The sequence below is a fragment of the Amycolatopsis dendrobii genome (assembly GCF_014145675.1).
Classification (GTDB): domain Bacteria; phylum Actinomycetota; class Actinomycetes; order Mycobacteriales; family Pseudonocardiaceae; genus Amycolatopsis; species Amycolatopsis dendrobii.
The window spans coordinates 36022-59496 of sequence record NZ_JACGZW010000026.1 but is presented as its reverse complement, the minus strand read 5'-3'; the positions used below and the strand labels follow the sequence as shown (position 1 = coordinate 59496).

The 23475-nt window shown below is 69.2% G+C and carries 24 protein-coding genes; 12 read left to right on the top strand and 12 right to left on the bottom strand.

Going from position 1 to position 23475, the window contains the following annotated elements; genetic code table 11:
- Positions 1-68: 68 nt before the first annotated feature.
- Positions 69-500: a MarR family winged helix-turn-helix transcriptional regulator gene (locus H4281_RS43795; protein ID WP_037807762.1), complete on the bottom strand. Its 432-nt coding sequence runs from the start codon at positions 498-500 to the stop codon at positions 69-71.
- 43 nt (positions 501-543) lie between these two features.
- Positions 544-2007 (bottom strand): NCS2 family permease, encoded by a 1464-nt coding sequence (locus H4281_RS43790; protein WP_182896734.1) that lies wholly within the window; start codon positions 2005-2007, stop codon positions 544-546.
- A gap of 83 nt (positions 2008-2090) precedes the next feature.
- Between H4281_RS43790 and H4281_RS43785 the strand changes: the two genes are divergently transcribed.
- Positions 2091-2318, top strand: coding sequence for a DUF2530 domain-containing protein (locus H4281_RS43785; protein WP_182896749.1), 228 nt, complete (start codon positions 2091-2093; stop codon positions 2316-2318).
- A 49-nt stretch (positions 2319-2367) separates the two neighbouring features.
- On the opposite strand, the gene H4281_RS43780 is transcribed toward H4281_RS43785, so the two are convergent.
- Together H4281_RS43780 and H4281_RS43775 are read right to left on the bottom strand one after the other, a co-directional pair.
- The gene (locus H4281_RS43780) at positions 2368-5160 is read right to left on the bottom strand and encodes a sacsin N-terminal ATP-binding-like domain-containing protein (protein ID WP_182896733.1); all 2793 of its coding nucleotides are present in this window, start codon (positions 5158-5160) and stop codon (positions 2368-2370) included.
- On the bottom strand, positions 5157-6290 hold the full coding sequence (locus H4281_RS43775; RefSeq protein ID WP_182896732.1) for a DUF3027 domain-containing protein: 1134 nt from the start codon (positions 6288-6290) through the stop codon (positions 5157-5159). The genes H4281_RS43780 and H4281_RS43775 overlap by 4 nt, the downstream gene beginning before the upstream one ends.
- A 51-nt stretch (positions 6291-6341) precedes the next feature.
- On the opposite strand from H4281_RS43775, the gene H4281_RS43770 reads away from it, so the two are divergent.
- From H4281_RS43770 to H4281_RS43760, 3 genes are read left to right on the top strand one after another with little or no spacing between them, the layout of a single operon-like run.
- Positions 6342-7115 carry a glutaminyl-peptide cyclotransferase gene (locus H4281_RS43770; RefSeq protein ID WP_182896731.1) on the top strand — a complete coding sequence of 258 codons (774 nt, stop codon included), beginning with the start codon at positions 6342-6344 and terminating at the stop codon, positions 7113-7115.
- 38 nt (positions 7116-7153) lie between these two features.
- Complete coding sequence (locus tag H4281_RS43765; RefSeq protein WP_182896730.1) at positions 7154-9160, top strand: MFS transporter; 2007 nt, start codon at positions 7154-7156, stop codon at positions 9158-9160.
- 9 nt (positions 9161-9169) lie between these two features.
- A complete protein-coding gene (locus tag H4281_RS43760; protein ID WP_037807782.1) occupies positions 9170-9646 on the top strand; it encodes a DUF2771 family protein in 477 nt (158 codons plus the stop codon).
- An 81-nt stretch (positions 9647-9727) separates the two neighbouring features.
- Here the strand turns inward: H4281_RS43760 and H4281_RS43755 are convergent, their stop codons facing one another.
- Positions 9728-10114 (bottom strand): cold-shock protein, encoded by a 387-nt coding sequence (locus tag H4281_RS43755; RefSeq protein ID WP_037718500.1) that lies wholly within the window; start codon positions 10112-10114, stop codon positions 9728-9730.
- Between the two features lie 130 nt (positions 10115-10244).
- Between H4281_RS43755 and H4281_RS43750 the strand changes: the two genes are divergently transcribed.
- Entirely contained in the window at positions 10245-10472 is a 228-nt protein-coding gene (locus H4281_RS43750) for a hypothetical protein (RefSeq protein WP_067594726.1), read from the top strand.
- A 7-nt stretch (positions 10473-10479) separates the two neighbouring features.
- Here H4281_RS43750 and H4281_RS43745 read toward each other — a convergent pair whose 3' ends face one another.
- Positions 10480-11100: an HAD family hydrolase gene (locus tag H4281_RS43745; RefSeq protein WP_182896748.1), complete on the bottom strand. Its 621-nt coding sequence runs from the start codon at positions 11098-11100 to the stop codon at positions 10480-10482.
- 108 nt (positions 11101-11208) lie between these two features.
- On the opposite strand from H4281_RS43745, the gene H4281_RS43740 reads away from it, so the two are divergent.
- Both H4281_RS43740 and H4281_RS43735 read left to right on the top strand, forming a co-directional pair.
- Positions 11209-11820, top strand: a complete 612-nt coding sequence (locus H4281_RS43740; protein ID WP_182896729.1) for a TetR/AcrR family transcriptional regulator — start codon at positions 11209-11211, stop codon at positions 11818-11820.
- A complete protein-coding gene (locus H4281_RS43735; protein ID WP_182896728.1) occupies positions 11817-12788 on the top strand; it encodes a R2-like ligand-binding oxidase in 972 nt (323 codons plus the stop codon). The genes H4281_RS43740 and H4281_RS43735 overlap by 4 nt, the downstream gene beginning before the upstream one ends.
- A gap of 52 nt (positions 12789-12840) precedes the next feature.
- Here H4281_RS43735 and H4281_RS43730 read toward each other — a convergent pair whose 3' ends face one another.
- Positions 12841-14499 carry an AMP-binding protein gene (locus H4281_RS43730; RefSeq protein WP_182896727.1) on the bottom strand — a complete coding sequence of 553 codons (1659 nt, stop codon included), beginning with the start codon at positions 14497-14499 and terminating at the stop codon, positions 12841-12843.
- Positions 14500-14641: 142 nt separating this feature from the next.
- On the opposite strand from H4281_RS43730, the gene H4281_RS43725 reads away from it, so the two are divergent.
- From H4281_RS43725 to H4281_RS43715, 3 genes are read left to right on the top strand one after another with little or no spacing between them, the layout of a single operon-like run.
- Positions 14642-15397 (top strand): ESX secretion-associated protein EspG, encoded by a 756-nt coding sequence (locus H4281_RS43725; RefSeq protein ID WP_237597396.1) that lies wholly within the window; start codon positions 14642-14644, stop codon positions 15395-15397.
- A 56-nt stretch (positions 15398-15453) separates the two neighbouring features.
- A complete protein-coding gene (locus H4281_RS43720; protein WP_182896726.1) occupies positions 15454-16218 on the top strand; it encodes a PhzF family protein in 765 nt (254 codons plus the stop codon).
- The gene (locus tag H4281_RS43715; RefSeq protein ID WP_182896725.1) at positions 16218-16589 is read left to right on the top strand and encodes a YccF domain-containing protein; all 372 of its coding nucleotides are present in this window, start codon (positions 16218-16220) and stop codon (positions 16587-16589) included. Before H4281_RS43720 ends, H4281_RS43715 begins: the two co-directional genes overlap by 1 nt.
- 13 nt (positions 16590-16602) lie before the next feature.
- Here the strand turns inward: H4281_RS43715 and H4281_RS43710 are convergent, their stop codons facing one another.
- A complete protein-coding gene (locus H4281_RS43710; RefSeq protein ID WP_182896724.1) occupies positions 16603-17112 on the bottom strand; it encodes a hypothetical protein in 510 nt (169 codons plus the stop codon).
- Between the two features lie 111 nt (positions 17113-17223).
- On the opposite strand from H4281_RS43710, the gene H4281_RS43705 reads away from it, so the two are divergent.
- Positions 17224-17784: a dihydrofolate reductase family protein gene (locus H4281_RS43705; protein WP_182896723.1), complete on the top strand. Its 561-nt coding sequence runs from the start codon at positions 17224-17226 to the stop codon at positions 17782-17784.
- Here H4281_RS43705 and H4281_RS43700 read toward each other — a convergent pair.
- Both H4281_RS43700 and H4281_RS43695 read right to left on the bottom strand, forming a co-directional pair.
- Positions 17781-18575 (bottom strand): metallophosphoesterase family protein, encoded by a 795-nt coding sequence (locus H4281_RS43700; RefSeq protein ID WP_182896722.1) that lies wholly within the window; start codon positions 18573-18575, stop codon positions 17781-17783. The genes H4281_RS43705 and H4281_RS43700 overlap by 4 nt on opposite strands.
- 37 nt (positions 18576-18612) lie before the next feature.
- Positions 18613-19407, bottom strand: a complete 795-nt coding sequence (locus tag H4281_RS43695) for an HAD-IIA family hydrolase (protein WP_037361533.1) — start codon at positions 19405-19407, stop codon at positions 18613-18615.
- 320 nt (positions 19408-19727) lie between these two features.
- Between H4281_RS43695 and H4281_RS43690 the strand changes: the two genes are divergently transcribed.
- Entirely contained in the window at positions 19728-21380 is a 1653-nt protein-coding gene (locus H4281_RS43690) for a multicopper oxidase domain-containing protein (protein ID WP_246412793.1), read from the top strand.
- A gap of 239 nt (positions 21381-21619) precedes the next feature.
- Here H4281_RS43690 and H4281_RS43685 read toward each other — a convergent pair whose 3' ends face one another.
- Together H4281_RS43685 and H4281_RS43680 are read right to left on the bottom strand one after the other, a co-directional pair.
- Positions 21620-22699: a sulfate/molybdate ABC transporter ATP-binding protein gene (locus tag H4281_RS43685; RefSeq protein ID WP_182896721.1), complete on the bottom strand. Its 1080-nt coding sequence runs from the start codon at positions 22697-22699 to the stop codon at positions 21620-21622.
- Positions 22696-23463 carry an ABC transporter permease gene (locus H4281_RS43680; protein WP_182896745.1) on the bottom strand — a complete coding sequence of 256 codons (768 nt, stop codon included), beginning with the start codon at positions 23461-23463 and terminating at the stop codon, positions 22696-22698. Before H4281_RS43680 ends, H4281_RS43685 begins: the two co-directional genes overlap by 4 nt.
- Between the last annotated feature and the right edge of the window lie 12 nt (positions 23464-23475).

Below are 23475 nucleotides of genomic sequence, written 5' to 3'. Positions count from 1 at the left end.
TGCCGTGTCCCGGGTAGCAGTGGATTGGGCCGGACATCCTGTTTCGCTACCCGTGGTGGTCACCTGTGCTAGTTCCCCGCCATCCTGTCGATGATCTCCGCGGCTCGGGAGAGCACTTCGAGCTCTTCCTCGCCGAGTTCGGCCAGTTGCCGGTCCAGCCACGCCTCCCGCACCGAGATGGCCTTGCGCACGAACGTGAGCCCGTCGTCGGACAGCTCGACGATGGCCTGGCGGCCGTCGGTCGGGTGCGGCCTGCGCTCGACGAACCCCATCTCCTCGAGCGCGGCGATGACCCTCGTCATCGAGGGCGGCTGGACGCCTTCCTTCGCGGCGAGCTGACCGGGGGTCAGCGGGCCGCACTTGTGCAGGGTGGACAACGCCGCGATCTGCGTGAGCGACACGTCGTCAGCCACCCGCTGTGCCCGGAGCCTGCGGTTGAGCCGCACCACCGCGAGACGCAAGCGGCTCGCCAGTGAACGCTCGTGCGGGTCGCCGGACATATAGTTAGCATACCTCACGACCTGCGGCTCCGGTCTACTCCGGTCAGCTGAGTGCCGCCTGGATCGGCCCGACGGCGAAGTACGCGACGAACGCCACCGCGATCACCCACATCAGCGGGTGCACCTTCCTGGCCTTGCCGGTGACCGCCTGGATCACCACGTAGCTCACGAATCCGGCGCCGATGCCGTTGGCGATCGAGTAGGTGAACGGCATGACCACGATGGTCAGGAACGCGGGCAGTGCGATCTTGAAATCGGTGAAGTCGATGTCACGGACCTGCGCCATCATCAGCGCGCCGACCACGACCAGCGCCGGCGCGGCCGCCTCGACCGGCACGACCTGGTAGAGCGGGGTCAGGAACATCGCGGCGATGAACAGCAGACCGGTCACGACGTTCGCCAGACCGGTCCGCGCGCCCTCCGCGATACCGGACGCGGATTCCACGAACACCGTGTTCGAGCTGGCCGAGCCGAACCCGCCCGCCGCGCCCGCGAGGCCCTCGACGAACAGCGCCTTGCCGACGTTCGGCAGCTGCCCGTCCTTGCCGACCAGTCCGGCTTCCTTGCCGAGGCCGGTCATCGTGCCCATGGCGTCGAAGAAGTCCGCGAGCACGAGGGTGAAGACGAGCAGGACGACGGTGATGATCGGGAGCCTGGTCCACGCGCCGAACGAGACGTCGCCGACCAGCGACAGGTCCGGGAGGCCGACGACCTTCTCCGGCAGCGCCGGGTAGCCGAGGTTCCAGCCCTTCGGATCGGTGCCGTTCGAGGGCCCGGCCTTCACGATCGCTTCGACCGCGATCGCGAGCACCGTCGAGCCGAGCACGCCGATCAGGATCGCGCCCTTGACCCGCTTGGCCACGAGAACCGCGGTGAGCAGCAACCCGACGACGAACACCGCGGTCGGCCACGAGGCGATCGAACCGCCGATGCCGAGCCCGACCGGCACCGTGGTGTGCGCGTCGTCCGGCAGCCTGCGCACGAAGCCGGCGTCGACCAGGCCGATCAGGCAGATGAAGAGCCCGATGCCGACCGCGATCGCGGATTTCAGCGCGGGCGGCACGGCGCGGAACACCGCGGTGCGGAAGCCGGTGAGCACGAGCAGGACGATGATCACGCCCTCGATGACCACCAGGCCCATCGCCTCCGGCCAGCTCATCTGCGGTGCGATGGTGACCGCGAGCAGGCTGTTGATGCCGAGCCCGGTGGCGATGCCGAACGGATAGTTCGCGACGAGACCCATCAGGATCGTCAGCACGCCCGCGACCAGCGCGGTCACCGCCGCGACCTGCGGCACCGGGAGGATGTGGCCGAGCACGTCCTTGTGCGCGGACGGGGTGTCGGCCGCGAAACTGCCGATGATCAGCGGGTTGAGGACCACGATGTAGGCCATCGTCACGAACGTGACCACGCCGCCGCGGATCTCCCGCCCGGTGCTCGACCCGCGTTCGCTGATCCGGAAGAAGCGGTCCAGTGTGGACCCCGCCCGCTCGCGCTGCTCCGCCATTTCCCCGCCTGTCTCGCTGTTTCCGTCCGGGTAAGCTCGCCACCGTGGACGAACCGACCAGTGCACCGGACGCTCCGGCTGCCTTGCGGCACACGCCGGACCTGCCGAAGCGGCTCACCGACCTGACGCCGGTGGTGATCGTAGGTACTGCGCTCTGGCTTGTCGCGCTCGTGGTGCTCTTCTTCACGAGCGAGGGCGTGTGGGTGCAGACGTGCGTAGCGGGGATCGCGCTCGGGTTTATCGGGTTCGGGATTATTTTCTGGCAGCGGGCGGCTGCTCGACGGGGGTCCAAGTCGGCGCAGCGGCTTTAGGACTGGTGAGTGCTGATCACGGTTCTAACCGGGACCAGCACTCACGACCTCAGTTCAGCAACGTCCGCGGCGCCGGGTCTTCCAGCAGCGCCGTGATGCGATAACGCTCGTCCCAGCGATCACTCGCCCACGCGAACGCACGCGCCAGTCCCTCGGACGTGTCCGCCGCGTGCAGCCGGTCGTCCAGCCACCACGGCACCTCCGCCGTATCCCCTTCGACCGTCACGGTGAGCGGGTCGTGCAGCAGCACCCCGCCGTCCGGCAGTGCGATGCCGAGTTGGTCCGCGGCGAGCGCGAGCGCGGGCAAGTCGGCCCACGCGACGTACTCGCCGGCGCTCTCGACCTCGGCTTTCAGGCTGCTCGCGACCGGGACGTCGAGGAGTTCCGCCAGCCGTTCCGGTTCGACCGGCGCGACCAGGATCTTCGCCGGGTCGAGTGCGGCCGCGACCCATGGCACGTCCAGCACCACGGCTTCCTCGACGACGCTGCCGTCCGCCGCGCGGACTCGCGCGGGGGCGTCGACGTCGGCGATGTCGATCGGGGCGGCCACCAGCGCGGCGTGCGCGCGGGCCACCAAGCCGGGGGTCGGCGTCCGTTGTGCGTCGCCGAGTCGCTCCAGCAGGTCGGTGACGTCTTCCGCGGTCTCCAGGTCCAGTCCGGTCCGGACGCCGGCCGCGCGGAGCAGGTCGTCGTTCAGGTCGAGGTCGGGGACCGGGTCGTACAGGCCAGCCAGCGCGGTCGCCGAGGCGAGCCGCCACGCGCCGGGCGCTTCGCCGGCCAGCAGGGCGTACCGCGCGAGCCACCAGCCCGCGTGGCCGTCGGGGCTGTGCAGTGCCTGCCACGTGTCCGGACGCGACGCGATCAAGCGGAGCGCGTCCGGCCAGGCGTCGTCCGCGACGAGGTCGAGGTCCCGGATGGACACGACAGTCGTCGGTGGTTGCTCGAACGAATCCCACCACTGCACTTCGTCCGGCAGGTGGTGGTCAGGTTCGTGCGGATCCTCGTCCAGCACGACCGCGAACGAGTCGAGCACCTTCGCCGCGACGAGAGTCCCGGTCGACCAGTCCTCCGCGAATTCCTCGTCCAGCACGGAAAGCGCGCCGCCGGGCTCGAAGACCTCGGGGTCGATGACGTCCAGCAACGGCGAGGTCGGGAGCACCAGCTCGTCCGCGCGGCGCCAGCCGTCCTCCGCGGGCAGCGCCAGCGCGCCGATCCACTCCGGTGCCTGGTCGCCGCAATCGGTGACCAGCCGGAGTACCGCACCGGCGAGGTTCATCCCGTCCAAACCGGACTGAACGTCGGCGACGCTGTGCTCGACCGCGTACTGCAGCTGTTCCGCTTCGAGCAGCTGCCGCGCGTCAGCGTGCTTGGCCCCCAGCAGTTCCAGCAATTGATGCGCCGCGGCCGGGTGCACCAGCCGGAGACCGGGAACGTCCACATCGGACAGAAGTTCGCGGAGTTCACTGCTGCCGTCGACGAGCAGCGCGCCCTTGACACCCGGCAAAGTCCGCCCGTCCGACAACGGGACCGGCAGTCCGTCGAGCTGATTCGCACTGAGCGCGTGACTCTCGACCGCGACCGCCAGCTCCGCGTAGAGCTTCTGCCACCAGTCGGGCTCGCGGTCGATGCCGGTCAGGACTTCGAGGACGTCGCCGATGCTGAGGATGTGCGCGGACACCGGCTTGAGCAGCCGCGGATTCGCCTGCACCAAGCCCGGAATGACGTCAGCCAGCAGCGGAGCCAGTCCGTCGATGTCGAGCACCCGCGCCTGCTGCCCGGAGACCTCCTGACCGTCCACAGTGGCCAGCCAGGGTTCCTGCGCCAGCGAAGCGTAGACCAGATCTTTCAGCTGTGCGTCCACCGCGGACTGCGGGAAACCCGCGGCAGGAACCAGGATCGGCCGATGCTCCGCGGCTACCGCTCGGACCAGATCGACGTATTCGCTCGCCGCTTTCTCCAGCGCGCGGGTGAGCTCCGCACCGGGAAGCACTCGGCGGCGAGACGGCTCCAGCGGCACTTCGGCGATCAGCCGAGCCGGGAGCGAAAGTCCTTCGTCGGTGGGCGTCGGCGCGTGCAGCAGATCGTCTTCGAGGGGCTGCGGTACGCCGTCGGCGTCAACCGGAACCGCCCAGACGCCGTGCTTCAACCAACGCCGTCGTCCGGTCGGCGAGGTGATCTCGACGATCTCTTCGCCGCGTCGAGTCCACTTGCGACCGTCCACTTCGGCCTCAGCGAGCCACGGCAGCGCCAGCAGAAGGTCTTCGATCTCGTTCGCCAGGCCGTCGAGCAGACCCTGCCCGGATTCCTTCAGCGGCAACCGCACTTCGGTGGCGAATCCGTCCGCCGGCTGCTCCGTGATGGGAAACGGCAACCGCAGCACCGGAACGTCGCCGTCCCGGCCGGATTCCTCCCGGGTGCGCTGCGCGGAAAACGCGACCCCGCCCGAGGCCGAAACCACCCGAGGCTCGTCAGTGACGGTCAGGACGGCCGCGAATCCGACCCCGAACCGGCCGACGGTGCCTTCCTTGGCCGACGCCCGCAACGACGCCAGCGATTCGACCCCTCGGGTGTCCAGCGGCGCGCCGGTGTTGGCGAACCGCAGTTCACCGTCCACAACGGACACTCGGATCCGGCCCGGGGCACCCGCGATTTGCGCGGCGTCGGCGGCGTTTTGTGCCAGTTCGACGAACAACCGGTCGCGGTAAGCGCCGACGCGCAGGTCGCGTTCCGAGTTGGTGTCCTCAGTGAAGCGGGTGGGCGAATCGCGCCAGGCGCTCAGCACCGATTCCCGCAGCCGGACTGTCCCGAAAGGATCAGCCGCTCCCCCAGCGACCTCGTTCACCGGAGGACATCGCTCCCGTCGGAGTCGTCCTGCTTCGCGGTGTCGTCCTCGGCCGGAGCCGCATCGGCACTCGCCTCGACGACCACTTCAGCAGCGGTGCCGGCCGCCGAAGCCTCGACGACGTCCGCGCCCTCGACCGGCTCGGCAGTCGCGTTCTCGACCGGCTCCCCGGCCGCAGACTCCTCGGCAACCGGTTCGACGGCGTCCGAAGGAACGTCCGAAGCCGCCTCAGCGGCAGCCTCCTCGACCGCCACCTCCGCGGCCGCCTCCGGCTCCACCACCGCGACCGCGGCGGTCTCCTCGGCAGCCGCAGCCGCCGCCTCTTCCACCACCGCGGGGTCCGCGACGACGCCCGGCTCGGGAGCAGCCTCCGGAACCGGCGTGAAGTCGATCAGCGAATCGTCGTAAACCAGCTCCGCGACCGGAACCGAGGACGTCACCTCGACCCGCACCTCCGAGTGCGCGCCGCACCCGTAAGCCACGTCCACGACGTGCCCGTCCGCGGGCGCGATGTCGTTCGTGCACGCCCCGAAGGCAGCCCGCAACGAACCCGCCAGCGGCACGAAGAACCCACAGGTCCCGCAGGTCGCGGGCGCGCTGCGGGCCATGTCCGAACGGGGGCCGAACTCGCCTCCGTGCCAGCGCGCGGCCGCGTCCAGCCTGCCGTAGCGCGAGAGCACCTGAACCCGGCCGAGGCCGACCTCGTGCGCCGCTTCCTCGACAGCCGGGTCGTCCGACTGGAGGTACGCGGGCGAGAGGCGCGGGTCGTCCTTGTCCGCGGGGAACAGGTCGCCGACGCCGAGGTCTCCGGCGCGCACCCGCTGCTCCCACGGCACCCAAGCGGGCGCGACCAAGGCCTCCGGGCCCGGCTGCAGCACCAGCTCGCTCACCGTGACCGGCTCGTCCGGCCCGGCCACCGCGACGGTGACCGACCAGCGCCAGCCGCGATATCCGGGCACCGAGGCTTCGAACAGGTGGCTCGCGGAGACCGCGTCCTCGCGCTCCACGCCGACGTGCTGGCCGACCTGGTCAGCGGGTGCTTCCGCCAGCACGGCCTCCCGCGCCGCCTCGACGGCGTCCGCGAGCTTCCGGTGGAGAGAGCCGTCGTCCAGGGTCAACAGCAGCGTCATACCCCCAATTGTGCCGCACGCATCCGCGCCGCCCGTGCCAGGCTGTTCCTCGTGCGAACCCGGATCGTCTGGCCCCTGGTGGCCGCCGCCCTGCTCGGCGGATGCGCGGGCACCCAAGCCGCGCCCGCCCAGCCCGAACAGCTCACCGTTCAGGTGCTCGAAACGCTGCCGCACGACTCGGCCGCCTTCACCGAAGGGCTCGAGTACTCCGGCACGACGCTGTACGAGAGTCGCGGGCTCGAAGGCAAGTCCGCGCTCACCGCGGGCCCGGCCGGCGGAGCACCAGCCAAACAGGTGACGGTGCCGTCGCCGCTGTTCGCCGAGGGCCTCACGGTGCTCGGGCCGAAGCTGTGGCAGCTGACCTGGCGCGACGGAATCGCGATCGAACGCGACTCCCAGACGCTCGCCGAACTGCGGCGCGTTCGCTACGACGGCGAGGGCTGGGGACTGTGCCACCAGCCCGACGGGCGGCTGGTGATGAGCAACGGGTCGTCCAAGCTCACGTTCCGTGATCCGCAAACGTTTGCGGTCACCGGTTCCGTCGAGGTAGGCCAGGATCAGCTGAACGAACTGGAGTGCGTCGGCGACACCGTCTACGCGAACGTCTGGCAGACCGACACCATTCTGCGCATCGACGCCGCTACCGGACGGATCACCGCGAAGATCGACGCCAGCAGGCTTCGCACGTCCGCCCGGCCCGGCGAGGACGTGCTGAACGGCATCGCCGCGATCCCAGGCACCGACGAATTCCTTCTGACCGGAAAGCTGTGGCAGTCGTCGTTCCGCGTGAAGTTCGTCCCGGAAAATCAGCGAACCGGCACGTGAGCGGGCGGGGCGGGACCCCGATGAGGCAGGATTGAACCGTGGCCCTCTTCAGCTCTCGCTCCGGTTCCGACAGCCCCCTCGGCGGGCAGTCGGGCAAAGGCCGTGGGAAGAAGAAGCGCCGCTGGACTCCCGAGCCCGGCGCGGCGCAAGCCCGCTCGTGGCGCGACACCCCGCCGACCCGGGTCGATCCGGCCGTTGACCAGCGTGTTCGCCAGGCTCCGCCGGAGTACGCGCCGGAGCCGCCGCGGGCCCGACCGGAGCGCATCCCGGCCGAACCTCCGCGCGCACGCCCGGCCGAACCGCGGACCGAGCACGTCGATCAGCGTCCTCCCCGCGGTTATCCCCGAGGCCCGGAGCCGCGCAGCGCCTTCTACGACGACGCGCCGCCGTTTCAGCCGAACGCCGACGAAGCGCCCACGGGTGCCGTCCCGATGGGACACCGCCCGCCGCCGCCCCCGCGCGGCGCCCGGCCGTACCCGCCGCGCGACCACCGCACCGAGCCCGTCCACCCGCGGCCGTACGACGACCGTCCCGGCAGCGCCGGCTACGAGCACTACGACACCGGCGGCTACGCGGGCGAGCCGCGCATCGAAGACGAGCAGGACGAAGCCTTCAACACCACCGCCGTCCCCGGCGCGGGGTCGGTTCCGAAGCTGCCGAAAAAGCTCACCGTCACGCGCGTCGCCGCGCTGCGCAGCCGTCAGCTGAGCGGGCAGGCGATCGGCGCGTTCCAGCGCGCCACCAAGGCAGACGGCGCGGACAAGTCCGGCCTCACCTCGCTGATGTACGCGGTGATGCTGAACTACGCCAGCGACGCCGCGATGGCGATCGCACTGGCCAACACCCTGTTCTTCGCCGCGACCAGCGGCGAGAGCAAGGGCAAGGTCGCGCTGTACCTGCTGATCACGATCGCGCCGTTCGCGCTCGTCGCGCCGGTGATCGGCCCGGCGCTGGACCGGATCCAGCGCGGCCGGCGGCTCGCGATGTGCGTGTCGTCGCTCGGACAGGGCCTGATGGCCGTCGTGATGGCGCTGCACTTCGACGACTGGCTGCTGTACCCGGCGGCGCTCGGGATGATGGTGCTGTCGAAGTCGTTCACCGTGCTGAAGGCGGCGGTCACGCCGCGCGTGGTGCCGCCGGAGATCACGCTGTCGAAAACCAACGCGCGGATCACCGTGTTCGGCCTGATCGCGGGCGGCGTGTTCGGCGCGCTGGCCAGCGGTGTGAGCAGCCTCTCCAACTCCTCCGGCGCGCTGTGGTTCACCGCGGTGATCTGCGTGGCCGCGGCCGTGCAGTCGATGCGGATCCCGTCGTGGGTCGAGGTGACCGAAGGCGAGGTCCCGACGTCGCTGTCCGCGCGGCCGGAGCCGAAGCAGAAACGGCAGCGCCAGCCGATGGGACGGCACATCGTCGTTGCCTTGTGGGGCAACGGTTCCGTCCGCGTGCTGACCGGGTTCCTGATGATGTTCGCCGCTTTCGCGGTGAAGGCGCAGACCGAACACGCCGGGCACAGCCCGTTCGTGCAGTTGCTGTTGCTGGGCATCATCGGCGCGGCGGCAGGCGTCGGCGGATTCGTCGGCAACGCACTGGGTTCGCGGCTGCACTTCGGTTCGGCGGACCAGGTGATCGTGGCCTGTGTGGCGGCGTGCGTCGTGACGACGCTGATCGCGACGCTGCTGCCCGGCCTCGCCACCGCGGCGATCGTCGGTCTCATCGGCGCGACGGCCAGCGCGCTGGCGAAGATCAGCCTCGACGCGGTGATCCAGGAAGACCTGCCGGAGCAGTCGCGCGCCTCGGCGTTCGGGCGTTCGGAGACGGTGCTGCAGCTGTCGTGGTGCATGGGCGGCGCGGTCGGGCTGCTGCTGCCGCCGACCTACTGGATCGGCTTCCTGGTCGTGACGCTCTTGCTCGCGGTCGGCCTGACGCAGACGTTCCTGGTGCAGCGCGGCGGTTCACTGCTGCCCGGCCTCGGCGGCAATCGCCCATTGCGCCCAGAGCCGACCGGCAGCTTCCCCGCTCCGGGGCCCGCGCGAGGCCGCCGGTAATCTCGGGCCATGCGACGTTCCCGGGTGGTGGCCGTGCTCGCGGCCGGTGGTTTCGCGGTGGCCGGCTGTTCCGCGCCGGGCCCGGCCGAGGTGACTTTCTACGCCGACGGCCACACGATCAACGTCGCCCCGATCGGCAACTGCGACATCAAATCCGGCGTGTGCGCGGCCAACCCCGGCGCGACCGGCAAGCTCAAGGTACGGCCGGGCCGGTCGGTGCAGATCTCGGTGCCGAAGGAGATCGCCGAGACGCCGTGGAAGGTCACCGTGCAGTACGTGAACGGCAAGGGCGAGCCCCAGCCGCTCAAGGAGGACATCATCACCTCCCGCGACCGCTACGCCTACACCGCGACGCCGCCCGCGAAGGACGACCAGATCGTGGTGGTCGAGATCGCGCAGGCGTCGGTGATCAGCCGCACCGGCGACCCGAACGACGCCGAAGCGGTCACGACGGCGCTGTGGTCGCTGCAGGTACAGCCTGCTTGATCCGGCCAAAGCCGTGAAGGGCTCCGCGCGGGGAGATTCCCGCACGGAGCCCTTCACGGTTTCAAGCGGTGGCGTGACTGATCACGGGTCGAGGTCGCGCGCGACCGCCCGCATGATCTCCGCGATCTGCTTGGTGTTCTTGCGATCCGGGTACCGGTTGCGCCGCAGGTCCGGCTGGACCTTCAGCTCCAGCAGCTTGATCATGTCCTCGACGAGGCCGTGCAACTCCTCCGCGGGACGGCGGCGCGCCTCGGCGACCGACGGCGGCGGGTCCAGCAGCCGGACGGAGAGCGCCTGCGGTCCGCGCCTGCCGTCGGCCACGCCGAACTCGAGCCGCTGCCCGGCTTTCAGGCCCTCCACGCCGTGGGGCAGCGCGGCCTTGCGGATGTAGACGTCCGCACCGCCGTCTTGTGTGACGAAGCCGAACCCCTTCTCCGCGTCGTACCACTTGACCTTGCCGGTCGGCACTTCCCTCACCAGTCCTTCTGCTGTGCAGGTCACGACGAACGCGCCCCGAGCGATCTCGAGGCGCGCGTCCGACAAGCGTATCTCGCCACAGGCGCTGGGGAGAAGCGGATAGTCCCGTTACTCTCACCCCATGGAGAACGCAGCGAAGCAGACCGGCAAACCGATCCTCATGCGGCTCGGCATCGGCCTGTTCGCCATCGGCATGCTCGCGGTGGCGACGGTGTTCGTGATGTTCGCCGCCGGGCTCGAGAACCTGCCGGTGTGGCTCAGCGCGGCCGCCGGGGTGATCACTCCGCTCGGCCTGCTCCTCGGCCTGATCGCGCTGATCCAGGAAGCCCGCGCCGGAAAGCACGGCTGACCAGCGCTTACACCGCGGTCTCCACGAACGTCCTGGCAAACCACTCCGGGAACTCGACCAGCGAGTCGAACACCATGTCCGCTCCCTCGGCGGCCAACTCCTCGCGGGTGCACGGCCCGGTCGCCACGGCAACGGATACCGCGTTGGCCGCTCGCGCGCCCCGTACGTCGCCGAGGTGATCGCCGACGTACGCCCGTGCCTCGTGTTCCAGCAGGGCCGCCGCCTTCTGCGTGGACCACAGCTCGCCCACCAGCGCGTCGACCTTCATGCCCAGCGCGTCGAGGTGCATTTGCGCGTTGGGCCCGTACTTGCCGGTGACCACGACCGTTCGCCCGCCCGCCGCCCGGACCGCCTCCAGCGCCTCGGCCGCGCCGGGCAGCGCGACTGTGCTCGGCACGACCGTTTCCGGGTACAGCTCGCGGAACTGCCAGATCAGCTCGGGAATCCGGTCTTCGGGCGCGCCGAACTCGCGCAGCGCCTGATCGAGCGGCGGTCCGAGGTTCGAGGCGAACGCCTCTCCGTCGAACGGCAGCCCGGACTTCTTGCCGAGCGCGTTCATCGCCGCGACCATGCCCGGCCGCGGGTCGATCAATGTCATGTCGAGGTCGAACCCCACCGTGATGCCCACGTCCCACACGGTAGCCGTCCGCACCGACAAATCCGGCGCGCATTTGTACACGTGCACCATCCAGGTAAAGGTTCTTGACACAGATTCAGTCTGTGTCAAGCTGACGGTGTGACCAGCTTCACCGAGCGGACCAAGGCGACGCTTCGCGAGACGCTGCTGGACGCGGCCGCGGACCTGCTCCCCGACCGCGGCCATCAGGGCCTCCGGATGGCCGACGTAGCCGCGAAAGCCGGGGTCAGCAGGCAGACGGTCTACAACGAGTTCGGCAGCAAGGCGGCGCTCACGCAGGCCGTCGCGCTGCGCGTCGCGGCGGAATTCCTCGACGGCATCCGGTGCCGCTTCGAGGACGCCGAGAGTTTGCTCACGGGCATCCGCGGCGCGGTCGTCTACACGATCGAACACGCCAGGGAGAACCGGCTGATCGCCGCTGCGCTCGGCACCGAAGCCGGCGAGGATCTGCTCCCCCTGCTGACCTCGCGCGGCGAGCCGATCCTCACCGCGTCGGCCGAACTCGCGGCGCAGCAGTACCTCGCGCTCGAACCCCGGCTCAGCCCGGAGGCCGCCGCGCTGCTCGCCGAAACGGTGGTCCGGCTCTCGCTGAGCCACCTGGTGCTGCCGACGCATTCCGCGGCCGAGGCCGCCGAGTCGGTCCTCGCGGTGCTCGCCCCCGCCATCGACCAATTCGTCCACAATGGAGTGAAACGAGAGGGCCAGTCATGACCGAGACGCTTCCGGAGCTGCGCAGCGGATTCTCGTCCCTGCGCAAGGGCGGGCTGAACTGGGACTCGTTCCCGTTGCGGCTGTTCGTCAAGGGCAACAAGAAGTTCTGGAACCCGGCGGACCTCGATTTCAGCAAGGAACGAGAGGGCTGGGAAAGCCTGACGCCCGAGCAGCAGCGCTCGACCACCTATCTCGTGGCGCAGTTCATCGCGGGCGAGGAAGCGGTGACCGAGGACATCCAGCCGTTCATGCGCGCGATGTCGTCGACCGGCCGGTTCGGCGACGAGATGTACCTGACGCAGTTCTGTTTCGAGGAAGCCAAGCACGTCGAGGTCTTCCGGCGCTGGATGGACGCCGTCGGGCTGGACGACGACCTGCATTCCTACGTCGCGGAAAACCCGCACTACCGCAAGCTTTTCTACGAGGAACTGCCGCAGTCGCTGCGCGCGCTGGAGGCCGATCCCAGTCCGCTCAACCAGATCCGCGCGAGCGTGACGTACAACCACGTGATCGAAGGCAGCCTCGCGCTCACCGGCTACTACTCGTGGCAGCTGATCTGCACGCAGAACCAGATCCTGCCGGGAATGCAGGAATTGGTGCGCCGCATCGGCGACGACGAACGCCGCCACATGGCGTGGGGCACGTTCACCTGCCGCAGGCACGTCGCCGCGGACGACGCGATGTGGGACGCCGTGCAGGAACGCATGGGCGAACTGCTGCCGCACGCGCTCGGCATGATCCAGTGGGTGCAGGACCAATTCGAGGAAGTCCCGTTTGACAACGACCCCGAGGAATTGATCCAGTACGCCGCCGACCGCGCCCAGCGACGCCTCGGTGCGATCGAATCCGCGCGGGGCACGCCGGTCGAGCAGATCGACCTCGACTACTCGCCCGAGCAGCTCGAGGACACCTTCGGCGAGGAAGACGAGAAAGCCCTCGCCGAAGCCGCCGCGGCCGCCTCCGCCTGACCTCCTTGTGAGTGTTTATGCCGGTTAGAACCGGCATAAACACTCACAAGGCTCACGCGTGCTTCTGCGACGCAGCCTGCTCCAACCCCAGCAAAGTCACCGACTGCTGGCGCATTTCGACCTTGCGCACCTTCCCGGTCACCGTCATCGGGAATTCCTCGACCACGTGGATGTAGCGCGGGATCTTGTAATGCGCCAGCTTGCCCTGGCAGAACTCGCGCACCGCCTCCGTGGTCAACGGATCGGCGCCCTCGCGCATCCGGATCCAGGCCATCAATTCCTCGCCGTACTTGACGTCCGGCACGCCGATCACCTGCGCGTCCAGCACATCCGGGTGCGTGTAAAGGAATTCCTCGATCTCGCGCGGGTAGATGTTCTCGCCGCCGCGGATCACCATGTCCTTGATCCGGCCGGTGATGTTGAGATAGCCCTCGTCGTCCATGATCGCGAGGTCGCCGGTGTGCATCCAGCGCGCGGCGTCGATCGCCTCGGCGGTCTTTTCCGGTTCCTCCCAATAGCCGAGCATCACCGAATAGCCGCGGGTGCACAATTCGCCAGGGGTGCCGCGCGGCACGGTGAGTCCGGTTTCCGGATCCACCACTTTGGACTCCAGATGCGGGCCGACCCGGCCGACCGTGGACACCCGGCGCTCCACCGAATCGTCGGCGCGGGTCTGCGTCGACACCGGCGACGTCTCGGTCATGCCGTAGCAAATGGACACCTCGGTCATCCCCATCCGGTCGATGACCTGCTTCATCACCTCGACCGGGCACGGCGATCCGGCCATGATGCCGGTGCGCAGCGAGCCGAGGTCGAAGGTCTCGAACTCGGGGTGGTTCAGCTCGGCGATGAACATCGTCGGCACGCCGTACAGCGACGTGCAGCGTTCGGCGGCGACCGCGGCGAGCGTGGCCTTCGGGTCGAACGCCGGCGCCGGGATGACCATGCACGAACCGTGGCTGGTGCACGCGAGGTTGCCCATCACCATGCCGAAGCAGTGATAGAAGGGCACCGGGATGCAGACCCGGTCCTCCTCGGTGTAATTGCACAGCTCGCCGACGAAATAGCCGTTGTTGAGGATGTTGTGGTGGCTGAGCGTCGCGCCCTTGGGGAAACCGGTGGTGCCGCTCGTGTACTGGATGTTGATCGGGTCGTCCGCGGACAGGCCGGCCTGCAGCCGCGCGAGCCGCTCCGCGTCGCCGCCGCGGCCGGACTCCATCAGGTCGGTCCACGACGAGGTGCCGAGCAGCACGACCGCTTCCAGTCCGGGACAGAACGGCTGGACCTCCTCGATCATCGCCCCGTAGTCGGACGTCTTGAACTTGTCCGCGGCCACGAGCATCCGGATGCCCGCCTGGTTGAGCACGTACTGCAGTTCGTGCGAGCGGTAGGCCGGGTTGATGTTGACGAGGATCGCGCCGATTTTCGCCGTCGCGTACTGGAGGAACGTCCATTCCGCCCGGTTCGGCGACCAGATGCCGACGCGGTCGCCCTTGCCGATGCCCGACGCCAGCAGCCCGTGCGCGAGGGTGTCGACCTCGGCGGCGAGTTCGCGGTAGGTCCAGCGGGCGCCTGCCTCGCGGTCGACGAGCGCGTCCCGGTCGCCGAACGCGGCCACCGTGCGGTCGAAATTGTCCCCGATCGTGTCGCCGAGCAGGGGGACGCTGGAGGTCCCGGAGGCGTAACTCGGCAGTGCAGGCGCGTCAGGCATGGGTGCCTCCCGTGGCGGTCTTCGTCGACGAAGCAGAGTCTAAGCTCGATTTCGGACCTTTCCGCCACCCTCGTTATGGGGTGCGCTCGCACGAGCGGCTGATCGTCGTGCGCGTTCCGCTACCCTCGGTGCGGGTTGTTTCGTGCACGAGGGGACTGGGACGTTGCCAGAGGAATTCTCCCTGGGCTGGACCGAGACCGACGTGGCGGTGCGGCGCACCGGGCTGCCCGCGTCGTGGCATCCGTTCGAGATCCGCAGCGCGGGCGCGACGATGACCGAGCACAACCGGCTGGCCGAGGAAGCGTGGAACGCGCTGCGCGGCCGCGGGCTGGCTGACGCGGAGAAACTCGACCGGGACGTCGAAGCGACCCTTCGTGCCTGGACGAGGCCGGACGTGCTGATCATCGTGCGCGCGGCCGAACCGCCGTCCGGGATCGTGCTGTACCGCGCGTGCATCGGCGAGGGCCTCGGCGTGTTCTCCGAACAGGTCGACGACGGGCTCCGCTTCCGGCAAGTCCGGCCGGAGCGGCTGGTAGACCTGGTGCTGAGCATGTTCCCGCCCTATCGGGCGCTGCCCGTGTCCCCGGTCGCGATCACTCAAGCGCCCCCGAAACGAGGCGCCGAGGCTCCCGCGCCGTCGCGCCAGGACCGCGACGCGCTGGCCGGGTACTCGCAATGGCCGCTGCACCGGCACGGGACCGTGGAACTTTCGCTGCGCCCAGGGCAAGGCACGCTCCGCCCGGTCTCGACCGCGACGTTCGTGGACACCGACGGCGGGCGATACCTGACGTTCTCGGAACCGTTGGCCGACGGCGGATTCCGGTTGAATTTCACCCCGTCGACGGGCTCGCACCTGCGGAAATGGCTGCTGGAGACCATCGAAGAGGGCGTGCGCTGAGAATTCAGGGCTAATCCCCGATGCCGGCGACCGGCCAGCCGGGCAGGATCGGTTTCATGGACCCGAGTGCCCGGAACGAATTCCACCTCGTCGACGCCTTCACCGACCAAGCCTTCGCCGGCAATCCGGCCGGCGTCGTCGTGCTCGACCAGCCCGCGGACGCCGGGTGGATGCAGCAGGTCGCGGCGGAGATGAAGCACTCCGAGACCGCATTCGTGGTCAACACCGGCGAGGGCGCGAAATCGCTCCGCTGGTTCACCCCGACCGACGAGGTCTCGCTCTGCGGGCACGCCACCATCGCGGTCACGCATGTCCTTGGCGGGCACCAGGTTTACGACACCCTCAGCGGCAGGCTGACGTGCACCAAGGCCGACGGCTGGATCGAGATGGACTTCCCCGCCGACCCGCCCGTCGAGACCGGCGAAGACCTCTCCCCCATCCTCAAGGAGCCCGCACGGTTCACCGGACGCGCTCGCGAGAACCTCTTCGCGGTGCTCGACAGCGTCGAAGCGGTCCGGAACGCGGAGCCGGACCTCGACGCCCTCCGCGCCACGTGGACCGGGCGGCTCATCATCACCGCGGCGGGCGACGACTTCGTCAGCCGGTTCTTCGGCCCCGGCGTAGGCGTCGACGAGGACCCGGTCACCGGTTCCGCACACTGCTCGCTGGCCCCGTACTGGGCGCGGCAACTGGGCAAAACCACCCTCGTCGGACAGCAACTCTCCGCCCGAGGCGGAACCGTCCGCACCGAAGTCCGCGACGACCGCGTGCTGCTGCGCGGCCAGGCCGTCACCGTAGTGAGCGGGGAGTTGTACGTCTGATGCGACTGATCCTCAACGTAATCTGGCTCGTCCTCGCCGGTTTCTGGATGGCGCTGGGCTACCTGTTCGCCGGAGTCGTCTGCTGCGTCCTGATCGTCACGATTCCGTTCGGCATCGCGTCGTTCCGGATCGCGAACTACGCGTTGTGGCCGTTCGGCCGCACCGTCGTCGACCGGCGCGAGGCCGGGGTGGGCTCGTTCGTAGGCAACGTGATCTGGTTCCTGGTCGCCGGCCTGTGGCTCAGCATCGGCCACCTGATCACCGGGACGCTGCAATGCCTCACGATCATCGGCATCCCGCTGGGGCTGGCGAATTTCAAGATGATCCCGATCTCGCTGATGCCGCTGGGCAAGGAAATCGTGGACGCGTGAGCTCGCCCCCGGATCACTGGCTCGTCTGGTCGCCGGGGTCGCGCGGGTCGACGTCCGGCCGGGAGTTCAGCGGCGTGCGAATCGTCAGCTTCGCGTTCAAGACTCCTCTTCGCGCGTAGTTGATGAAGGCGAGCCGGTCGGACTCCATGGCGTCCCGGGCGTTGCGCCACGAGGCGAGATCCGCGATCTCGCCTTTCCGGATGGCGTGGTTGACGAGGAAGAACGTCTCGTCCATCCGCGCGGCGGCACGCGCGAGCCGGTCGTCGCCGAAGAGCCAGAGGCTGGACAACGCCTGGTTCCAGGCCACCCAATCGATCTGCGCGGCTCCGTCCTCCCGCCTCCGGAGGAATGCGCGCTGGACGCGCGTCGCTTCTTGGACGATGTCCCGGCACGCCTCGGCGAGCTTGTCGCGCGCCCAGTGCCGTCGCTGTGTCCGCGTCGTCGCCACGACTCCGGCGAATACGCCGATCAACGCGATCAGCGATCCAGCCGCGCTCGATGTCGCGATCTGCCAGACGGGCACGACCTCCAGGATCCGCCGTCTTCCGGCCTCCGACCAGCTGTCTCCCCCTAACGCCCACCGAAAAATAATTTTGTCTTGACAACTCAAACCATCGGCAGCAAGCTGTGTCGCATGGCAACCACACGCAAGCTGATCCTCGGTTTCTACGTCTCGCTGGACGGCAAGAGCGCCGACGCCGACAACGGCATCCGGGACGTCATGATGTCCATCGACGACCCCGAGCAGGAGAAATACTTCGTCGACCAGCTCTGGGAGGCCGGGGCCTTCCTCATGGGCCGCAACACTTACGAGGCCATGGCAGGCTTCTGGCCCACCTCAGACCACCCCTCGGCCAAGGCGATGAACGCGATTCCCAAGGTCGTCTTCTCCAGAACCCTGACCACTGCGGACTGGCCCGAGACCCGCATAGCCAGCGGGGACCTCGCGGAGGAGATCGCCAAGCTCAAGGCTGAGCCCGGCAAGGATCTCGTCGCCGCGGGCGGTACCGAATTCCTGCACTCGCTGATCAAGCTCGGCGTGGTCGACGAGTACCGGCTCTGGGTGCTCCCCGCCGTCACCGGCAAGGGCGCGGCGCTGTTCCCGGAGCTCGCCGAAGCCCGGCGGCTGCGCCTGGTCACAAGCACTGCCTTCCCGTCCGGGATTCTCGAGCTGCGGTACGCCCCCGCCGGCTAGTCCTCCGGCTCGAAGGGCAGCTTCACCACGAGGCACGGACCGCCGACGAACAGGCCGCCGTCGATGCCCAGCGCTTTCCCGCCGGCGTAGAGGTACGGGCCCTCGATCTGCGTCGGGTGGATGCCCAACTGGTCGGCTATCACGCTGTGCCCGTGCACGATCCGCGAGCCGCCGAGCGTCTTGAGAAGCCGCTCGGCGTTCTCCTCGCCGTCCGGGCCGCGGAAGGCGTACCGGGTGGTCATCCGCCGCCACACGTCCCACCAGGCCTCGATGTTGCTGCCGGAAAGAATGTCGTGCGCGGTGGCGTTGATCGAGTCGAGGTCCTCGCCCCAGTCGAGGTACTCGAGGGTGTCCGAGTGCAGCAGCAGGTGGTCCTCGTCGACCGCGACGAGCGGGCGTTCGGTGAGCCACTCGATGTGCTCGGGGGTGAGCCGGTCCTGGTCCGACAGCAGCCCGCCGTTGATCTCCCAGCTGCGCGCGAAACTGCGCGGCCCGAAGTCGGACGGCACCGGGCGGTCGCCGAAGTGGTACATCCCCAGCAGCAGGATCTCGTGGTTGCCGAGCAGCATCTGCACCGAGCCGCCCGACTCCGCCGCCTGCTCCTGCAGTTCGCGCACGAGGTCGATCACCCCGACGCCGTCCGGGCCGCGGTCGGTGAAGTCGCCGAGGAACCACAACCGGTCGTCGACGCCGGCCCACTTGCCGTCGCTGTCGACCAGGCCCTCGGCGCGCAGTGCGTCAACCAGGGCGTCCCGGTGCCCGTGGACGTCGCCCACCACATAGACGCTCATTGTTCGACGATATGCCCTGTTCCCGGGCGGTGGGCGGTCAGCCTTCGCCGAAGGGGTCGAGCGTTCGCCCGATCAGGTCGGCGACCGAGCCGATCACCTTCGTCGGCCGGTACGGATAATTCTCCACCGACTCCTCGTTCGAGATGCCGGTGAGCACCAGGATGGTCTGCAGCCCGGCCTCGATCCCGGAGTGCACGTCGGTGTCCATCCGGTCGCCGATCATGAGCGTCGACTCCGAATGCGCGCCCAGTCGGCGCAGCGCGGACCGCATCATCAGCGGGTTCGGTTTGCCGACGTAGTACGGCGAGCGGCCGGTGGCCCGCTCGATCAGCGCCGCGACGGACCCGGTGGCGGGCATCGAACCCTCGACGCTCGGGCCGGTCGCGTCCGGGTTGGTCGCGATGAACTTCGCGCCGCCCTCGATCAGCCGGATCGCGCGGGTGATCGCGCTGAAGCTGTACGTGCGGGTCTCGCCGAGCACGACGTAGTCCGGGTCGCTTTCGGTCAGCACGTAGCCGACCTCGTGCAGCGCCGTGGTGAGCCCGGCCTCGCCGATCACGAACGCCGAGCCGTTCGGCCGCTGCGAGGCGAGGAACTTCGCGGTCGCGAGCGCCGAGGTCCAGATCGACTCCTCGGGGATGTCCAGACCGGTCCGCAGCAGCCGCGCCCGCAAGTCGCGCGGGGTGTAGATCGAGTTATTGGTGAGCACTAAAAAGTCGATATCGTTGTTCCGCAGTTCGGCGAGGAACTCGTCCGCCCCCGGGACGAGGTGTTCCTCCCTGACCAGCACACCGTCCATGTCGGAGAGATACGTCCACCGGCCTTCGCTCATGCGCGAAAACCTATCACGCGCGCGAGACGCCTGCGGCATACGACAAAAACGGCTACAGTGGAAATCGCCGGTAACGCGAGGGGAGTCGCGCTACCAGTTACCGAGGGGGTTCGGGGGAATCTTTTCCGTAAGCACCGGCGCATTCGCCGTTGCGCAATTCTTCCTGCCCCTTTTCCTGAAGGGGGAACAACCTGATGACCGAAATTGCCGAACGGCCGGCCGCCGCGGGTCCGATCACCGGGCCGAACTAGGGGCTCACCAAGTTCCTTGACCCGCTGCCGGTTCCGCCGGTGCTGCGGCCGCCGTGGTGGGGCCAGGACATGATCACCATTCCGATGGTGGCGAAGCAGCAACGGCTGCACTCGCAATTGCCGCCGAGTACATTGTGGACTTATGCCGGACATTACCCGGGGCCGACAATCGAAGTGCGCAGCGGCAAACAACTGCGGATTTCGTGGTCGAACGAAATAGCAGGCAAGTTCCCGTTGGTCGCCGTGCAGGGACCGGTGGCCGACGGGCCGACCACCCGCCCCGGCCGCGAGCTCGACCGGCCCGGCTACTCGATCGTCGACGGCGTCGCGGACCTGCCCGCCTGGACCGTGGTGCACCTGCACGGCGCGCGCACCAACGCGGGCAACGACGGATGGGCGCACAACGCCGGTCTTCCCGGCACTTCGCAGCTCGCCGAATACCAGAACCGGCAGCAGGCGATGCCGCTCTGGTACCACGACCACGCCATGGCGATCACCCGGTTCAACGTCCACACCGGCCTGGCCGGCCTGTACCTGATCCGCGACGACGAGGAGGACGAGCTCGACCTGCCCAGCGGCGATCGCGAACTCCCGCTGATCCTGACCGACCGCAACCTCGACACCGACCCGGCGACCGGGCAGCTCACCGGACAGCTGCTGTACAAGTTCCCGTACGTGCCGAACGGGCCGATGATCCCGTTCTCCGGTCCGTTCACGCTGGTCAACGGGGTGATCTGGCCGCACCTCGACGTCAGCGCGCGCTGGTACCGCTTCCGGCTGCTCAACGCGGCCAACGAACGGTTCTTCACGCTCAACCTGGTCGACGAGAACAACGTGCCGCAGAACGACGCCGTCCGCCTGATCGGCACCGACGGCGGGCTGCTGCCCGCTCCCGCGCCGCTGCCGTCCGGCGGCCTGACCGTCGCGCCCGCCGAACGGTTCGACGTACTGATCGACTTCAGCCGGTTCAAGGGGCAGAAACTCAAGCTGCGCAACGCCGATCCGCGCCTCGGCGGGGTCGAACCGGACGTCATGGAGTTCCGGGTGGACAGCCGCGCCCGGCACGATTCGTTCGAGCTGCCCGAAAAGCTCTCGTCGTCGTACGTCCGGATCAAGCACGGTTCGACGCTGCCGGAGGACCACGACCACGTCTGGGTCGCGCTGCTGCTCAACGCCGACGGCCATCCGGAGATGTGGGACCTGGAGCAGGTCGACGCCGATCCGGGCGGCAAGGGGATCATCCAGATCAACGACCCGGCGGGCGGGCTGAAGACGTTCCGGATGGTGGGCCGGATCTTCGACGACACCACCGGCATCTTCATCAACCACGGCAACTGGGCCGTGTGGAACATCGTGCACGTCGCGAACGGCGGGCCCGCGCATCCGTTCCACATCCACCTGACCGAATTCCAGGCGCTCTTCCGCCGCAGCTTCACCACGACGTTCGACCCGGCCGCCGAGCGCACGGCCAAGCCGATCGAAGGATTCGCCGACATCCCGCTGGAGAAGTACGAGGAGGGATGGAAGGACACGATCATCGTGGATCCCGGGCAGTGGGTGAGCGTCGCGGGCCAGTTCAGCGGCGGCACCGGCGAGTTCATGTACCACTGCCACATCCTCGACCACGAGGACGAGGGGATGATGCGGCCGTTCGTCGTGCACCCGCCCGAGGTGGCGAAGTTCCACGTGCACCCCGGCGGCGGCCACCACCACGGCGGCTGACCCGGAACAGCCAGCCCGGGCAGCGAGCGTCCCAATGCCGCATTGGGTGCATCTGACGCACCCAATGCGGCGTTCGGTGCGTCCCACGCACCCAATGCCACGTTGGGGTTCTCTCAGCGCGGACGCAGTGGCGGCTGAGCGCGAAGCTGCCCCCGCTCGCCCGTCAGGCTTTCCCTCATCGACATCGGTGGGAGCCACGCGGCCCAGCCTGCGCATCGTCGCGACGAGATGGCGAGGGATCAGGAGGCCGCGGCCGGGTGCACCGCCACGGTCGCGGCCTTCACCGACAGCGCCACCGCCGAACCGGGCTCCAGCGCGAGTTCCGCGACCGCCGCCGGGGTCAGGTCGGCGGTCAGGCCGTGTGCCCAGCCGCTGCCCTCGGTCCGGACGCGGATCACCGGCCCGTGCGGTTCGAGCGCCGCGACGACGGCTTCGGTCGTGTTGCGCGGGCTGCCGTGGTGCTCGCCGTCGTGCGGATAAACGGCGACCGCGTTCGGCGCGAACACCGCGACCGCCGCCTCGCCCGCCACGGTGTCCGGCGTCAGCAAACCCGTCACCACTTCGCCGGACGGCGTGCGCAATCCGTCGTTCACCGCCACCCCGGACACCAGGTTCAGCCCGGCGATCCGCGCGGTGAACGGCGTCCGCGGCGCGGCCAGTACTTCCCGGGTCGGTCCGCGTTCGACGATCCGGCCGCCGTTCATCACCGCGACGTGGTCGGCGAGCGCAAGCGCGTCCAGTGGGTCGTGTGTGACCAGCACGGTCGTCGGGCCGTCGCGCAGCACCCGGCGCAGCAAACCGCGGATCGCCGGGGCCGAGTCAACGTCGAGCGCGGCGAACGGTTCGTCCAGCAACAGCAGATCCGGTGCGGAGGCCAGCGCTCGCGCGATCGCCACCCGCTGCTGCTGGCCGCCGGACAGCTGGCTCGGCCGCCGGTTCGCGAACTCCGCCGCGTCCACTTCGGCCAGCCACCGCGAGGCGATCGTCCGCGCCTCCGTCCGGCCGGTACCGGTCGAGCGCGGTGAGAACGCGACGTTGTCCATCGCGGACAGATGCGGGAACAGCAGCGCGTCCTGGGACAGCAGGCCGATCCGCCGTTCGTGCGGCGGCAGGTCGACGCCCGTCCCGGCCAGCCGCCGGTCGGCGAGCGTGACGTCGGCCGAGGTCACCGGCAGCAGGCCGGCGAGGCTGCCGAGCACAGTGGACTTCCCGGAGCCGTTGGGCCCGAGCAGCGCGAGCACGGTGCCGCCGGGAACGGTGAACTCGACGTCGAGCGAGAACTCGCCGCGGGTCAGCGCCAGCTTCGCCGACAGGGTCACCGCAGCCCGCCTTCCCACGACCGCGGCCGCGCGACCGCGATGACCAGGATCGCGACCACGATGAGCAGCAGCGCGAGCGCGACCGCGCTGTCGATGTCCACTTCGGCCTGCGTGTAGACCTCGAGCGGCAGCGTCCGGGTCACGCCTTCCAAGCTGCCCGCGAACGTGATGGTCGCACCGAACTCCCCCAGCGCACGAGCGAAGCTCAGCACGACGCCGGAGCCCAGCGCGGGCAGCAGCAACGGCAGCGTCACCCGGCGGAACACCGTCCACGGGCGCGCGCCGAGCGTCGAAGCGACCTGCTCGTAGCGGTCGCCGGAGCCGCGCAGCGCGCCCTCCAGGCTGACGACGAGGAACGGCATCGCCACGAACGTCTGCGCGATGACCACCGCGGCCGTCGTGAACGGCACCTGCTCGCCGGTCAGCCAGTTGATCAGGATGCCGAGGAAACCCTTGCGGCCCAGCAGGTACAGCAGGGCGAGGCCGCCGACCACCGGCGGCAGCACGAGCGGAAGCAGCACGATCGACCGGAGCATCCGCACGCCCGGCACCCGGGAGCGGGCCAGCACGATCGCCAGCGGAACGCCGAGCACCACACAGGCCACTGTGGACAGTGCGGCGGTCACCAGCGACAGCCGGAGCGCGTTCAGCGACGACGACGTGACCAGCAGCGACGGCAGCCGGGTCAGATCGGACCGCACGAGCAGGCCGACCACCGGCAGCACGACGAGCGCGAGCGCGGCGACGGCGGGGAACCAGAGGATCAGCGGAACCCG

Coding starts and splice junctions, on each gene's coding strand:
- H4281_RS43795 (WP_037807762.1), bottom strand. CDS start 500: ATGTCCGGCGACCCGCACGAGCGTTCACTGGCGAGCCGCTTGCGTCTC.
- H4281_RS43715 (WP_182896725.1), top strand. CDS start 16,218: ATGCGACTGATCCTCAACGTAATCTGGCTCGTCCTCGCCGGTTTCTGG.
- H4281_RS43705 (WP_182896723.1), top strand. CDS start 17,224: ATGGCAACCACACGCAAGCTGATCCTCGGTTTCTACGTCTCGCTGGAC.
- H4281_RS43690 (WP_246412793.1), top strand. CDS start 19,728: ATGATCACCATTCCGATGGTGGCGAAGCAGCAACGGCTGCACTCGCAA.
- H4281_RS43730 (WP_182896727.1), bottom strand. CDS start 14,499: ATGCCTGACGCGCCTGCACTGCCGAGTTACGCCTCCGGGACCTCCAGC.
- H4281_RS43760 (WP_037807782.1), top strand. CDS start 9,170: ATGCGACGTTCCCGGGTGGTGGCCGTGCTCGCGGCCGGTGGTTTCGCG.
- H4281_RS43750 (WP_067594726.1), top strand. CDS start 10,245: ATGGAGAACGCAGCGAAGCAGACCGGCAAACCGATCCTCATGCGGCTC.
- H4281_RS43775 (WP_182896732.1), bottom strand. CDS start 6,290: ATGACGCTGCTGTTGACCCTGGACGACGGCTCTCTCCACCGGAAGCTC.
- H4281_RS43720 (WP_182896726.1), top strand. CDS start 15,454: ATGGACCCGAGTGCCCGGAACGAATTCCACCTCGTCGACGCCTTCACC.
- H4281_RS43700 (WP_182896722.1), bottom strand. CDS start 18,575: ATGAGCGTCTATGTGGTGGGCGACGTCCACGGGCACCGGGACGCCCTG.
- H4281_RS43735 (WP_182896728.1), top strand. CDS start 11,817: ATGACCGAGACGCTTCCGGAGCTGCGCAGCGGATTCTCGTCCCTGCGC.
- H4281_RS43790 (WP_182896734.1), bottom strand. CDS start 2,007: ATGGCGGAGCAGCGCGAGCGGGCGGGGTCCACACTGGACCGCTTCTTC.
- H4281_RS43695 (WP_037361533.1), bottom strand. CDS start 19,407: ATGAGCGAAGGCCGGTGGACGTATCTCTCCGACATGGACGGTGTGCTG.